The organism is Streptomyces sp. NPDC058240 (assembly GCF_042882135.1).
Taxonomy (GTDB): Bacteria; Actinomycetota; Actinomycetes; order Streptomycetales; family Streptomycetaceae; genus Streptomyces.
The window spans coordinates 1-13,356 of record NZ_JBHVWT010000029.1 but is presented as its reverse complement, the minus strand read 5'-3'; the positions used below and the strand labels follow the sequence as shown (position 1 = coordinate 13,356).

The following is a 13,356-nucleotide window of genomic DNA, read 5'->3' as shown; positions in this document are numbered from 1 at the left end:
GAACTGATGGAACTGAGGGAGGTGGGTCAGCTCAGCGGACGGCAGAGCAGTGCGTCGGGGACTCCGCCGTGGTTCCACTTCCAGGTGAAGGCGACGCCGGCGACGTACTCGTTGTCGGCGCACTGACCCTTGTAGTAGCCGGGAGCCCAGTCGCTTTCGACCGAGCCGCCGGTGGCCGGGCGGTTGTTGCCCTGGTCGAACCAGGCGTTGCGGCCGTTCAGCGGCAGCGGTGCGGCGGACGGCGCGCAGAGCAGACCGGCCATGGAGTTGCCGTTGACGCTGTAGCCGACGGCGAAGGTGTTGTCGGGGCACTGGAGTTTGTTGTAGCCCGAGGCCCATTCGCCGTGGGTGACGTAGCGCTCGTCATGGACGGCCACCCAGTCACCGGCTCCCTTGGCGGGCTGGTTCGCGTCGGTGCACAGGCCGCGCTTGTCGCTGCGGCCGAGGCCGGTCAGGCGCTGGCTGTCGGGGCAGTTGCCCTTGCGGTAGCCGGGGCTCCAGTCGCCCTGGGCGAGCATGCGGGAGGAGACGTTGTGGTCGCGGAAGTCGAGGTTGAGCATGTTCCAGTGGTTGACCTGTGCGACCGGACCGGAGAAGCCCGAGGCGTTGACCAGCTTGTTCCAGTCGGCGGACCGCCAGTCACCGGAGTCGCTGAGGCTCTGTCGTTTGCCGGCGGTGTCGTAGGAGATCAGGGCCCAGGTGTCCTGCGGCGCGCCGTTGGCTCCGGTCCATCCGACCAGCGGCCAGATGGCGAAGTCGGTGTCGTTCTCGACCAGGATGTCGGTGAAGTTGTCGAACCAGGTCTTCTCCTTGGTGTCGTCCGACCCCCGGCCGGCGGCACCGAACTCGCTGATCCAGACGGGGGCGGTGAAGTGCTGGCCGGACTGGGTGACGAACAGGGCCTCGTCGTGTACCAGTTGCTTCAGCTTGTCGAGCGGGAAGTCCTCGTACGGCCAGTCGTTGGTGTGCCCCGGTCCGCTGTCGGCACCCGTGTAGTTCGGCCCGGTGTAGCCGTAGAAGTGCGCGGCGTAGACCAGCTTCCCCGAGGTGATCAGGGTGTTGGAGAGTTCACGGACCGGCGTCAGCATCGGCCTGCCGTAGTTCAGCCCGTCCAGCGGGATGCCGTACCAGTTGATGCCCTCCATGACGACCAGCATGTCGGGGTCGGCTTGCAGGATGCGGGTGCCCGCCAGCTCGAAGGCCGCGTATGTGTCGTGGTCGTCACCCCAGCCCCAGTTGGGGTCGTCCCAGGTGTCGCGACGGATCTCGTTGCGCAGGTCGGCGCCGACGACACGCTTGTTCGCCTTGTAGCGGTTCACCAGGAAGAGCCAGTCGTCCTGCCACTGCTGGGCGGACTGTCCGCTGTTCCAGCGTTCGTTACCGTCCAGGCCGCAGCAGAAGCGGTAGGAGGTGGTGTGGTTGTTGAGGATGACCGCGAACCCCTCGGCGGTCAGGGCCGCCACCACCGCATCGAACACCTGCAGCGGGGTCTTGCCCTTCAGCTGCGGGTTGGCCGCGACCGCGGAGTCCGGTAGGACCGTGGTGTCGCGCATCATCGCGTTGGCGAACGGCAGCCGGATGCTGTTCAGCCCGAGTTCGTGGAAGTCGGCCATGATCTGCGTCAGCGGGGCGCGGTCCAGGCCCAGCGGGATGTTGTGCGACATCTGGTCCGCCTGGTGGTTCGCGGGGTCGTTGACGTCGCCGCTTCCCTCCCAGGTGCCCTGGGCACCGGCCCAGTTGCCGGCCTTCAGCTTGAAGCGGTTGCCGTTGGCATCGACGATGTACCGCCCGCGGGTACTCAGCGGCGCCGTCCAGGAGGCTGCCAACTGCGGTCCGGTCATTGGAGTGGTGGCGCTGGCGGCGCTGGGGGCCGCTGCGGCGGAGCCGGTGGTTCCCGCGAGAACGAGGGTGACCGCGGCTGCCGTGGCAGGCAGGATTCGGGAGAAGAATCTCCTGACGGCGGGAGCCGACCTGTCGGATCTCATGCTTGTCCCCTCCAAGGGTGGGGTGGGTGTGGGGGTTGGATCTTCAGGTGGTGCGGCCCGGACCGGTGGTCCGGAGTCAGGTGCGGCTCAGCCCTTGAGGCCGCTGGTGGCGATGCCTTCGACGATGTAGCGCTGGGCGACCAGGAACATGGCCACCAGTGGGGCGATGGTCACGACGGCTCCGGCGAACAGGCCGGGCAGGTTGATGGTCTGTGAGGTGAGGAACGTCGACAGGGCGATCTGGGCCGTCCACGCGGACGGGTCCTGGCCGATGACCAGCGGCCACAGGAAGGCGTTCCAGCTGTCGATGAAGGCGAGCGCGCCGAGCGAGGCGAGCATCGCTCCGGACGACGGCAACGCGATCCGGCGGTAGAGGCCGAGCCAGCCGAGCCCGTCCAGGCGTCCGGCCTCCTCGATCTCGCTGGGGAACTGGAGGTAGAAGTTACGGAAGAGCAGGACGGCGAAGGGGTTGAACAGCCCGGGTGCGATGATTCCCCACAGAGTGTTGACCCCGCCCATGGAGCCCACGACGACGAAGGTGGGGACGAACGTCACCGAGCCGGGGATCATCAGCGTGGCCATCACCAGGGCGAGCAGGACGCCGCGTCCGGGTACCGGGATGCGCGCGAGGGCGTATCCGGCGGCCGAGGCGAGGAGCGTCGACACCGGGGCGGTGATCGCGGCGATCAGCAACGAGTTGCCGAGGGCCTGGCCCATGTGCAGGGTGGGGTCGCTGAAGAGCGAGGTGAAGTTCTCCCAGTGCATCGTCGACGGCCACCAGGTCCAGTCCGGTGACGTCAGGCCCTGCGTGTCCATCAGCGCGTTGCGCAGCATCAGGTAGAAGGGCGCCAGGAACACCGCCGTCAGCAGGCCGGCCAGCAGGCCGCGCACGGATCGGCGTACTACCTGTGGCAGCTGTCGTGTTGTTGTCATGTTGCTCACTCCTCACCCTTGCCGAAGCCGGTGAGCCGGCCCTGGACCAGGGTCACACCGACGATGAGGGCGGTGAGTACGAAGGCTCCGGCCGATCCGAGGCCGTAGTTCTGGGAGCCCATCGCGGTGTCGTAGAGGTAGCCCAGGGGGGTTCGGATCGGGGCCGCGGCCGACCCGGACAGCCCGCTGTTGAACAGGTTGTAGAACTCGTCGAACGCCTGGAAGGCGGCGATGAACTGCAGCATCAGGACGGCCACCGAGGTGTTGCGCAGCATCGGCAGGGTGATCCTGCGCAACAGGCGCAGGCCGGTGGCGCCGTCGAGGGCGGCGGCCTCGTACATCTCCTTGGGGATGGCCTGGAGCCCGGCCAGGAAGAGCACCATGTAGAAGCCGACCTGGAGCCAGAGGCGGAGGGTGACGAGGACGACCCAGTACAGCGGTGGCGAGGTGGTCTGCAGCCATGGGACGGCATCCATGCCGAACCATCCGCCGATCGTGTTGGCGATGCCGCTCGGCAGCCCGTTGAACAGGCTCATCTTCCACAGCAGGGAGGCTGCGACGTAGGAGACGGCGGCCGGGATCAGGAAGGCAGTGCGCAGCACGGCCCGGCCGCGCCGGATCCGGTGCACCAGCAGCGCCAGTCCCAGCGAGGCGGCGAACGTCACCGGCACGATGAACACCGTGAACAGCAGGATCTGGCCGAGCGACTTGCGGAACACCGCATCGGAGAGCAGCGCCTGGTAGTTGTCCAGGCCGACCCAGTGCCCCAGGGCGATGCTGCCGCGGGCCTCACTGAGGCTGAGCAGGAAGCTCCAGCCGATGGCGACGTACTTGAAGAGGCCCAGGCCGATCAGCAGGGGCCCGGCGAGCAGTGCGAACGCTCCCCAGGCACGCCAGTCCGGGCGGGAACGGCGGACGGGGGCGGTGCCCCGCGGCTCGGACGCGGGGCACCCGACACGCTCGTGGTGAAGCGTGGGTGGAGGTGCGGACTTCATCATGCGCGCTGCTTGTCGATCTCGCCCTGGGCCTTCTTGGCCGCGTCGGCCAGGAGACTCTGCGCATCGCCCTTCCCGCTGACGATCTTCGCCGCAGCCGCGGTGAACAGGGAGCTCACAGCACTGTTCCAGGTGCTGGGGTTGTTCCTGCCGTACTTGGCGGCCAGCTCGACGGTCTCCTTGGCGGGCCCCTGGGTGAGCTTGTCGGCGGTGGCGGCGACGGACGTGCGCGGCGGGATGTGGAGGCCGTAGCTCTGCGACCAGTCCGTCTGGAGGTCGGTCTGCTGGATCCAGAGCCACTGGACGAACTTCTTGGCCGCGTCCACGTTCTTGCCCTTGGCGTTGACGCAGGTGCTCCAGCCGCCGACGCGCACCACGGGCTTGCCGCCGGGCTTGAAGGCGGGCCACGGCAGGACGCCGAAGTCGTCGCCGAGCGCGGTCTTGATGGCGGGCATCGACCAGAGGCCGCCCCACTGCATCGGGACGACGTTCTGGGTGAGGGCGGCGGGATCCCACCAGTCGGTGGTGAAACCGAGCAGCAGGGACCGGTCGTCGTGAAGGCGCTTGAGCCCGGCCACGGCCTCGGCGGCCTGGGGGGAGCCGAAGCCCGCCTTGCCGCCGTCGGTGACGAGGTCGCCGCCGTTGGAGAACACGGACAGGATGGCGCTGTCGCCCAGGCCGTCCTGGCCGACGAACAGACCCTTGGTCTTCTTGGAGCTCAGGGCCTTGGCCGCATCGGCGAGCGCGTCGAAGCTGTCGGGCGGGGTGATGCCGGCCTTGGACAGCACGCTCTTGCGGAAGTAGAGCATCATGACGTCGTCGAGCGTCTTGACGCCGTAGAGCTTGCCGTCGACGGTCACCATCTCGCGGGCGCCCGGGTTGAAGTCGGACTTGGCGCTGCCGTAGATGTCGTCCAGCTGGGCTATCTGGCCCTGCCGGGCGAAGCTCTCGTTGAAGTCGCCGATCTCGAAGACGTCCGGGGCGGCGTCGGTGAGCAGGGTCGCGTAGAGCTTGCTGCTGTAGTCGCCCGGGGTCCAGGTGACCTTGACCGCGATGTCCGGGTTGGCCTTGGTGTACGCGGTGGCATAGCGGGTGAGGGCCTGCTGGGTGCCGGCCTCGCCGTAGGCGTGGGACCAGACGTTCAGGGTGGTCTTCGCCCCGGTGGAGCCACCGCCGGCCGGGTCCGTACTGCAGCCGACCGCCGCTCCGGCGACGAACAGGATGGATCCGCCGAGGAATCCTCTGCGGCTAAGCTTGGAGCTCCGTGCGCTCACTTCGCATCCTTCAGGTTGAGAGGGTTGGGTGTACGTGTTGTTGTCCGGCGCAGCCGGTGTCCGGCATTCACAGTTGGCAGACGGTGATGGACATCGGTTGCGCCGGAAGCTTGGACCGGCGAACAGGATGGTGACGCTCGTTCAGGGGAAGAGGGCCTGGATGCCGACGACGGCGGCGCCGCGGGCCCACTCCTCCCAGGGGAGCGGACGCAGGGTCAGCGGGCATTTCGCCGCTGCTTTGAAACAGTGCGCTTCGTAGGCGTCCCTGATGTGCATTCCGAAAAGGTCGTAGGTGTCGAGCCCCTCGCCTGTGACGACGACACGCTCAGGACCTACGAGGTTCACAAGGGTGGCGATGCCGACGCCGATGGCGTGGCCCGCCCTCGCGAAGACGCCCTGTGCGGCGGGGTCTCCACCACGGGCGAGCTGAACGGCGCCGTCGAAGTCCAGGTCCGGGTCGTCGGTGGCGCAGCGGATGGCGGCGAGGACGGCGTCGCTGGAGGCGATGGCCTCGACGCAGCCGACCTGGCCGCAGTGGCACCGTGGCCCGGCCGGGTCGATGCTGATGTGCCCCATCTCTCCGGCGACGCCGTACGCGCCGGCGACCAGCTCACCGTTGATGACGATCCCGGAACCGATCCCCGCTCCGATGGTGACCAGCGCGAAGTACTCGGTACCGATGCCCTCGCCGAACCAGTGCTCGGCGGCGGTGATGGCCTTGACGTCGTTCTCCACGGTGACGGTCAGGCCGGTCGCCGCGGCGACGGTCTCGGCCAGCGGCACGTCGCGCCAACTGGGAAGCACAGAGTAGCGGACACGTCCGCAGGGACGGTCCACGTCGCCGGAGACCGCGATGCCCAGGTGCCGGGTGCGGGCCCGGTACTCGGGTTTCACGTCAAGAAGTTCGGAGACGAGGTCGGCCAGGAGCGCACACACGGCGGCCGGGTCGCGGTCGCCCAGCGGCCGGCTGGCGGTGGTGCGCATCCGGGCCCGCAGGTCGCAGACCGCGCCGTAGAGGGTGTCGGCACTGATCTTCACACCGACGACGAACTCCCGGTCGGGAGTGACGGCCAGCGGGTTCACGGGGCGTCCGGCCCCTGGAGCGGTGCGCTCCGGGGGAAGTTCGTGCAGGTAGCCGTCGTCGATGAGTGGTCGCGCGGCCTTGGTCACAGCGGTCGAGGACAGACCTGTCCGGCGGGCCAGCTCCACCCGACTGAGCGGGCTTTCGGCCAACAGCAGGGCAAGGATGGCGGTTTCGGCCGGTGCCGTCACCAGTGGTCGCGAGTGGTTTGGAAACACGGCGGCAACCTACGATAAATAAATAACTTCGTCCAGTATTGATTTTCTCGTTCGAGCGGCCCTACGCTCTGGCCCAACTCCGGCCACTTCAAACGTCATTCGGCGTTCCCGTTTGCCCGGGTCCTCACCGACGCTCGACACCCCTCGGGACCTCCTGTGCCTCCCACGCCCTCATCCGTTTCCTTCGACCCCACACGCGGGCTGGTGGTCCTGCGGACCCCGAACAGCGTCTACGCCGTGCGCATCGGCGCGGACGGCAGCCCCCGGCATCTGCACTGGGGGGAAACGCTCGACACCGACGCCCTCTGTGGACTGCCCGCAGCCGCCTCACCTGCCGCGAGCAGCTTCGAGACAGACCCCACCCCGGACGAATTGGCCCCGCAGACCGGTGCTCGGTTCGGGCCGGCCGGCCTCCAGGTGCGGTTCGCCGACGGCACCCGGGGTGCCCAGTGGTCCTTTACCGGCCACACGATCCGGGACGGAGAACTCCGTCTGCAACTGACCGACCGCCGCTACCCGTTGGCCGCCGAACTGGGCTACCGCGTCCGCCCCGGCAGTGACGTCATCGAGCGCTGGGTGGAACTCGCCCACACCGGAGCCGACGACTCGGGTCCCATCACCGTCGACCGGCTGGACTCGGCCTCCTGGACGCTGCCGGCACTGCCCGACTACCGGCTCAGCCACCTCGTGGGCGGCTGGAACAGCGAGTTCCAGCTACAGCGCGACCGGCTTCCGGTCGCCGAGACCGTGCTCACCAGCCGCCGCGGCGTCACCAGCCACCACGCCAACCCCTGGCTCGCCCTCGATGACGGCACCGCCGACGAGGAACGCGGCGAGGTCTGGAGCACCGCCCTGGCCTGGAGCGGAAGCTGGCGCATCACCGTGCACCGCGACCCGGTCGGCCGGACCACCTGGACCGGCGGCTTCGGCCACGAAGGACTCAGCTGGACGATCCGGCCCGGCCAGAGCCTGCACACACCCGTCTTCGCCGGCCTCTACACCCCCGACGGTTTCGGCGCCGCCAGCCGCGCCTGGCACACCCACATCCGCACAAGCGTCCTGCCCGCCCCCGACCAGGACCGGCCCGTCGTCTACAACTCGTGGGAAGCCACCGGCTTCGACGTCGGCCAGCCCGGCCAGCTGCACCTGGCCCGGCTGGCCGCGCGTCTGGGCGCCGAACTCTTCGTCCTCGACGACGGATGGTTCGGCAGCCGTACCAGCGACCGGGCGGGCCTCGGCGACTGGACACCCCGGCCCGAGGCATTCCCCGACGGGCTCCGCCCACTGGCCGACGAAGTGCACCGCCTGGGCATGGCGTTCGGGCTGTGGGTGGAGCCGGAAATGGTCAACCGCGACAGCGACCTCTACCGTGCCCATCCCGACTGGGTCATCCATGCGGCGACTCGGGACGCGACCGAACTACGCAACCAGCTCATGCTGAACTTCGCCCGTCCTGACGTCGAGGCCTGGGCCCATCGGACCCTGGACCAGTTGGTGCGCGACCACGACGTCGACTGGTTCAAGTGGGATGCCAACCGGGTCGTCACCGAAGCCGGATGGGCCGGCCATCCGGACCCCGACCGGCTGTGGATCGACCACACCCGCGCCGTATACCGGATCATGGACCGCCTCCGCGCCGACCACCCCGGCCTTCGCATCGAGGCCTGCGCGGGCGGCGGCGGACGGGCCGACCTCGGCGTCCTCGCCCGCACCGACCAGGCCTGGACTTCCGACAACACCGATCCCGTCGACCGGATCAGCATCCAGCACGGCTTCAGCCAGCTCTTCCCCGCTCAGGCCATGGCGGCCTGGGTGACCGACAACCCCAACGTCACCACCGGCCGCACCACCCCTCTCCGGTTCCGTTTCCATGTCGCCATGGCCGGAGCGCTAGGCCTCGGCGGGGATCTCACCGCCTGGTCCGAGGAGGAGCTCGACGAGGCCACCGCGCTCGTCAGCCGCTACAAGCAGATCCGCCCCCTGGTCCAGCACGGCCGCCAGTACCGCCTCCACGGCCCCGACGGAGTGACAGCCGTGCATTATGTGGCCCAGGACGACACCGAACACGCCGTCCTCGCCTGGCGCCCCGCAACCCGCTTCGGCCACCAGGCCCCCGGGCTCGCCCTGCCGGCCCTGGACGCCACGGCCCACTACCTCGACATCGACGAGGGCATCACCCACAGCGGCGCCGTCCTGACCCGCCGGGGCATCGACCTGCGGCTACCCGCCGGCGACTACGCCAGCCGCCTGATCCGGCTGCGCCGCACCGTCTGACCCCCGCTCCCCTTCTCTGCCCGACCCACGAAGGAACCGAGAACATGCCCACACCCCGCGTCCTGGTCGTCGGAATCGACGGCGTCCGCCTCGATCTGCTGCCGATGCTGGAAACGCCCAACCTCGACGAACTCGCGAACGCCGGCTTCCTCGCGCCCGTCCACATCGATGACGACACACCGACCATGTCGGGCCCCTGCTGGACCACGATCGTCACCGGTGTCGGCGTGGCCAAGCACGGAGTCTGGGGCAACAACTTCACCGGGAACCGGCTTGGGGTGTTCCCCGACTTCACCACGCGGCTGGCCGCCGAGCAGGGACTTCGGACCTTCGCGGCCGGCGGTTGGGAACCCCTGTTCCTGGCCCGGCAGGGCGGCCCCGTCTTCGCGGCCCCGAGCAGGCTCGCCTACATCGCCCCGCGCGAGGACACCCCGCAGGGCTGGGAGGAATGCGACCAGAGCGTGACCGACGAAGCCGCAAGAGTTCTCAGCTCCGGCGAAGACCTCGACGCCTCCTTCGTCTACCTCGGCGCTGTCGACGAGACCGCCCACTTCCTCGCCTGCGGAGCCGAGTACCGAAGCGCGATCGAGACCGCCGACCGGCAACTCGGACAGCTTCTCACCGCCGTACGTGAACGTCCCGACGCCCGGTCCGAGGAGTGGACCATCATCGTGGTGACCGACCACGGCCACCGCGACGAAGGCGGCCACGGCGGTCGCAGCACTTTGGAGCGCACCGCCTGGATCGCTGCGAACGGCCCCGGCATCGCCTCCGCCACCCCACCGGACAGCCTCCGCCACGCCGATGTCGCCGCCCACGTCTACGCCGCCCTGGGTATCACGCCCGACCTGCACTGGACGCTCGACGGACGGCCCTTCCACTCCCTCACGCCGCAGACCGCCTGACGCCGGCAGGAAACCGCTGGCCGGCGGAAACCGCCGGCCGGCGCCCCCAAGGCGCGGCAGCCAACCACAAGGACGCCCCACTCGCGTCCCGCAGAGAGGCCCCCTCCGTGGATACCACGTCCCTCGACTCCATCGACTTGGCCGCCTTCGACCCCGGCCAGTGGGAAGACGGCGCGAACACCCTCGATGTGGGCAACACACGAATCAGCCTGCGTACCCTCGCCGACAGCGCCACCCTGGCCCTGTCGCACGACGACGCTGCCGGAACCGAGGCTCTTGTCACGGCAACGGCGGACGGCACCGTGACTCTGCGCCTGGACGTCCCACTGGGCGACGCCGTGGGCTTCTGGCACCCCGACGCCGGCTGGGAGCGCACCCTGCCCGCCGACTGGTCGGCATGGCGCGGCCTGTCACTCGTACGATCCGCACCCGTCGGCTGCCTCTATGACACCGCCGGTCGCAGTCTGCTCGCTCTCGCCACCAACCGCACCGTCCAGGAGACCTGGATCCGCTTCGGTGTTTCCGAGGAGCGCAAGCGCTTCGGCGTGTGGCTGCGCCTCTCCCTCGCCGCCGGGCAGACCTGCCGAGTCCGCATCTCCGCGCCGGGCACCGCCATGGCTGCCGCCCTCCGTCGGCTCCGCCAGTGGCTCGCCGGCCTGCCCGACGGAGAGCCGCTGCCCGTTCCGGACTTCGCCCGGACGCCCGTCTACTCGACCTGGTACGCCTTCACCCAGGACGTGACCGCGGCCGAGGTCGAGGAGGAGGCCGCCCTCGCCGCCGCCCTCGGCTGCGGCCAGCTGTTCCTGGACGACGGGTGGCAACTGCACGGCAACGGCCGCGGCTACGCGGGCTGCGGCGACTGGCAACCGGACCCCGTCAAGTTCCCCGACTTCCGCGCCCACATCAGTACCGTTCGCCGTACCGGACTGCACTACACCGCCTGGATCGCCCCGCTCCTCCTGGGAGAACACTCCTCCGCCTACCCAGCCTGGGCAGCGTACGCGCCACACCACGTCCCGCACCTCGACTGCCACATCCTCGACCCCCGCCACACCGACGTGCGCGCACACATCGCAGACACCTGCCGCACCCTGGTCGACACGTACCGACTCGACGGCCTGAAGATCGACTTCCTCGACGAGGCCATGGCCTACGCCGCAGTCCCCGCACCCGACCAGCCTGCCCCCGGTTACATTCCGGACATCGGAGAGGCGATGGCCGCGCTGCTCGCCGATATCCGCGACGCCCTGCGGGCCCTGCGCGGCGACCAGTTCGTCATCGAGCTGCGCCAGCCCTACACCGGGCCGGCCATGAACGCACTCGGCAACGCACTGCGCGCCACCGACTGCCCGGCCGATCCCGTCGCCAACCGCATCCGGACGCTGGACATCGCGCTGCTCGCACCCGGCGGAGCAGTCCACTCCGACATGTTGATGTGGGATCCGCAGGCAACACCGGAAAACCTGGCCCGCCACTTCCACGGGGCCCTGCACTCCGTGCCGCAGATCTCCGTTCGCCTCACCCGGCTCTCCCCGAACCACCGCGAGACCCTCGCGTTCTGGCTCGCCACCTGGCGTCGCCTGGCTCCCGTCCTCACCTCCGGCCACTACGAACCCGGCCGCCCGGACGAACTCTTCCCCCAGGTCACCGCCACCCACGCAAACCAACGGGTCATCACCAACTACACCGACAGGGTCGTGCCCCTCACCACCGAGGCCTGGCGCTCCCACTCCCTCATCAACGCCTCCACCGCTTCACGAATGGTCCTCGACGTTTCCGGACCACCCCGCCAGGTCTGCGCACAGATCTATGACGCCCAAGGACGATTGCAGCAGGCCACGGCTCTCTCCCTCACACCAGGCATCCACACGATCGAGGTTCCACCCTCCGGACTTTGCGTCCTTGACCTGGCCTCCAGCCTCCCCGCACAAGGAGAGGAACACATACATTGGGCGGCGTCTCCTGCCTGATGACCCCAGCAGATACCCTGGGGTGTGCCGCGCGCGGATGTGTCAATTTAACGGCTGATCTTGGTTGTTGAGTGGTCAGTTGCTGCTCGGAGTCAGGCGGCCCTCGAAGGCGATCTGGAACGCGTTGAGTGGGGCCTTCCAGCGCATGGTCCAGCGGGCCTGGCCCTTGCCGGTGGGGTCCAGGGACATGATGGCCATGTGGACGCACTTCAAGGCGGCGGTCTCGTTCGGGAAGTGTCCGCGGGCCTTGACCGCCCGGCGGATCCTGGCGTTCACAGACTCGATCTCGTTCGTGGTACAGACGATGCGGCGGATCTCGGTGTCGAAGCGGAGGAACGGGGTGAACTCCTCCCAGGCGTTCTCCCGGAGCCGGACGACCGCCGGACACTTCTTGCCCCAGGCATCGGCGAAGTCGGCGAACCGCTCCAGGGCGGCTACCTCGGTCGCCGCCGTGCAGACGGGCTTGAGGACACGCGCGATCTTGTCCCGGTCCTGGCGGGCGGCACAGCGGAAGAAGTTCCGCAGCAGGTGGACCACGCAGGTCGCCCGGCATCCACACCCGTCTGCGGCACCGTGGCCTGCTACCCGCCGAGCACCTCGTCGACAGCGGCTACACCTCGCTGGTCCACCTGGAACAGGCCGCCCGGCAGTACCAGGTCACCCTCACCGGACCACTGCCGGGAAACCCCACCCGACAGCACCGCCAGGGCGAGGGCTTCGGCCGGGACGATTTCCACATCGATTACGACCGCGAGCAGGTGACCTGTCCCCAGGGCCAGGTCAGCCGGGGCTGGCACGGCCCCTACCCGACTTCCTCGCCCACCGCGGCCCCGCTGATCGTGGCACGGTTCACCAAGAGCCAATGCCAGCCCTGCCCGGTCCGCACCCAGTGCACCACCTCCCACCAGAGCGCCCGCAACGTCGGCTTTCCCCCACGAGAACTCCGCGTCCGAACCGAGCAACAGACGCCCGAGTGGAAGAGCCGCTACGCGGTGCGCTCCGGAGTGGATTGGCACGGTCAACGAGTTCGCCCACGGACACGGCATGCGCCGCTGCCGCTACCGAGGACAGCCGAAAGCACACCTGCAACACGTACTCACGGCCATCGCCGTGAACATCGAACGACTCAGCGGCCGGTCAGCGGCCGAGGAAACCTCTCCATCGAGACCACCGACCGCCTTCCAGACCTTCCTAGACCAGCAGGGAATCCCCCGGTCAAAGTCCTGGCGCACTCTCGGCACCTGACCTCAACCATCCAAGATCCCCGACAGAGTCAAGCTTAGCCTTGATCCACCGATGAACAGCCGGTCCAGGGCTTGGACATGAAGGCGCGGATACCCTCTGAGCTGGGACGATGGGACTTCCTACGGTTCCATATCCACAGAGCAAGAGAGCACCCGCGAGATGCAATCTTCCCATGCCGCTTCGGCGGTGTCGGCCGCGTTCGACGATCAGAATCTCATCGCGGATGCCGGGCTGGTCCCGGTGATGCGGCTGGCCGAACGGTGCGGGCTTTCGCGCCTGGTGTCGGAGAAGGTGATGCTGACCGGGGCGGCAAACGGTGCGGGTGCAGCAGCCGACGCCAAGGTCACCAGCATCGTGGCAGGCATGGCCGCAGGAGCCGACGGGGCCTTCCCCGTGATCGTGGACACCGGTTGTCATGCGGCGGTGGCCAGCGTAGTTGATCGTTGTTCGTAGGTGATCGGGCTGATCTGGCCGAG

General features: G+C 68.7%; 11 protein-coding genes and 2 pseudogenes. 6 read left to right on the top strand and 7 right to left on the bottom strand.

All coding sequences use genetic code 11. The features are described 5' to 3' along the window. Positions 1–26: 26 nt before the first annotated feature. The 5 genes from ACFVX4_RS30535 to ACFVX4_RS30515 form a co-directional block, all read right to left on the bottom strand. A complete protein-coding gene (locus tag ACFVX4_RS30535; protein WP_389983250.1) occupies positions 27–1,985 on the bottom strand; it encodes a glycoside hydrolase family 5 protein in 1,959 nt (652 codons plus the stop codon). Between the two features lie 87 nt (positions 1,986–2,072). Next, positions 2,073–2,918, bottom strand: a complete 846-nt coding sequence (locus tag ACFVX4_RS30530) for a carbohydrate ABC transporter permease (protein WP_385339460.1) — start codon at positions 2,916–2,918, stop codon at positions 2,073–2,075. 5 nt (positions 2,919–2,923) lie between these two features. Next, complete coding sequence (locus tag ACFVX4_RS30525) at positions 2,924–3,916, bottom strand: carbohydrate ABC transporter permease (RefSeq protein WP_389983247.1); 993 nt, start codon at positions 3,914–3,916, stop codon at positions 2,924–2,926. Beyond that, the gene (locus ACFVX4_RS30520; RefSeq protein ID WP_389983244.1) at positions 3,913–5,187 is read right to left on the bottom strand and encodes an ABC transporter substrate-binding protein; all 1,275 of its coding nucleotides are present in this window, start codon (positions 5,185–5,187) and stop codon (positions 3,913–3,915) included. Before ACFVX4_RS30520 ends, ACFVX4_RS30525 begins: the two co-directional genes overlap by 4 nt. A gap of 141 nt (positions 5,188–5,328) precedes the next feature. Continuing rightward, positions 5,329–6,486, bottom strand: a complete 1,158-nt coding sequence (locus tag ACFVX4_RS30515; RefSeq protein ID WP_389983241.1) for an ROK family protein — start codon at positions 6,484–6,486, stop codon at positions 5,329–5,331. Between the two features lie 204 nt (positions 6,487–6,690). Between ACFVX4_RS30515 and ACFVX4_RS30510 the strand changes: the two genes are divergently transcribed. The 3 genes from ACFVX4_RS30510 to ACFVX4_RS30500 all read left to right on the top strand — a co-directional run bounded on the left by ACFVX4_RS30510 (position 6,691) and on the right by ACFVX4_RS30500 (position 11,635). Further along, positions 6,691–8,760, top strand: coding sequence for an alpha-galactosidase (locus ACFVX4_RS30510; RefSeq protein WP_389983238.1), 2,070 nt, complete (start codon positions 6,691–6,693; stop codon positions 8,758–8,760). 44 nt (positions 8,761–8,804) lie between these two features. Beyond that, positions 8,805–9,665, top strand: coding sequence for an alkaline phosphatase family protein (locus ACFVX4_RS30505; protein ID WP_389983235.1), 861 nt, complete (start codon positions 8,805–8,807; stop codon positions 9,663–9,665). 107 nt (positions 9,666–9,772) lie between these two features. Beyond that, positions 9,773–11,635: a glycoside hydrolase family 36 protein gene (locus tag ACFVX4_RS30500; RefSeq protein WP_389983232.1), complete on the top strand. Its 1,863-nt coding sequence runs from the start codon at positions 9,773–9,775 to the stop codon at positions 11,633–11,635. 75 nt (positions 11,636–11,710) lie between these two features. On the opposite strand, the pseudogene ACFVX4_RS30495 reads toward ACFVX4_RS30500, so the two are convergent. Continuing rightward, a pseudogene (locus ACFVX4_RS30495) lies at positions 11,711–12,178 on the bottom strand (transposase); the annotation flags it as partial. 38 nt (positions 12,179–12,216) lie between these two features. Next, positions 12,217–12,432, bottom strand: a complete 216-nt coding sequence (locus tag ACFVX4_RS30490) for a hypothetical protein (protein WP_389983229.1) — start codon at positions 12,430–12,432, stop codon at positions 12,217–12,219. Here ACFVX4_RS30490 and ACFVX4_RS30485 point away from each other — a divergent pair. From ACFVX4_RS30485 to ACFVX4_RS30475, 3 genes and pseudogenes are all read left to right on the top strand, one after another. Continuing rightward, positions 12,394–12,576, top strand: a pseudogene (locus ACFVX4_RS30485) (transposase); the annotation flags it as partial. The gene ACFVX4_RS30490 and the pseudogene ACFVX4_RS30485 overlap by 39 nt on opposite strands. A gap of 103 nt (positions 12,577–12,679) precedes the next feature. Beyond that, positions 12,680–12,880 carry a transposase gene (locus tag ACFVX4_RS30480; protein WP_389983226.1) on the top strand — a complete coding sequence of 67 codons (201 nt, stop codon included), beginning with the start codon at positions 12,680–12,682 and terminating at the stop codon, positions 12,878–12,880. A gap of 159 nt (positions 12,881–13,039) precedes the next feature. Beyond that, the gene (locus ACFVX4_RS30475; protein WP_389983223.1) at positions 13,040–13,333 is read left to right on the top strand and encodes a hypothetical protein; all 294 of its coding nucleotides are present in this window, start codon (positions 13,040–13,042) and stop codon (positions 13,331–13,333) included. Positions 13,334–13,356: the final 23 nt, after the last annotated feature.

Bases quoted from the DNA above. Each gene is read 5' to 3' on its own strand.
- ACFVX4_RS30535 (WP_389983250.1), bottom strand. From the start codon at position 1,985: ATGAGATCCGACAGGTCGGCTCCCGCCGTCAGGAGATTCTTCTCCCGA.
- ACFVX4_RS30530 (WP_385339460.1), bottom strand. From the start codon at position 2,918: ATGACAACAACACGACAGCTGCCACAGGTAGTACGCCGATCCGTGCGC.
- ACFVX4_RS30525 (WP_389983247.1), bottom strand. From the start codon at position 3,916: ATGATGAAGTCCGCACCTCCACCCACGCTTCACCACGAGCGTGTCGGG.
- ACFVX4_RS30505 (WP_389983235.1), top strand. From the start codon at position 8,805: ATGCCCACACCCCGCGTCCTGGTCGTCGGAATCGACGGCGTCCGCCTC.
- ACFVX4_RS30480 (WP_389983226.1), top strand. From the start codon at position 12,680: ATGCGCCGCTGCCGCTACCGAGGACAGCCGAAAGCACACCTGCAACAC.
- ACFVX4_RS30475 (WP_389983223.1), top strand. From the start codon at position 13,040: ATGCAATCTTCCCATGCCGCTTCGGCGGTGTCGGCCGCGTTCGACGAT.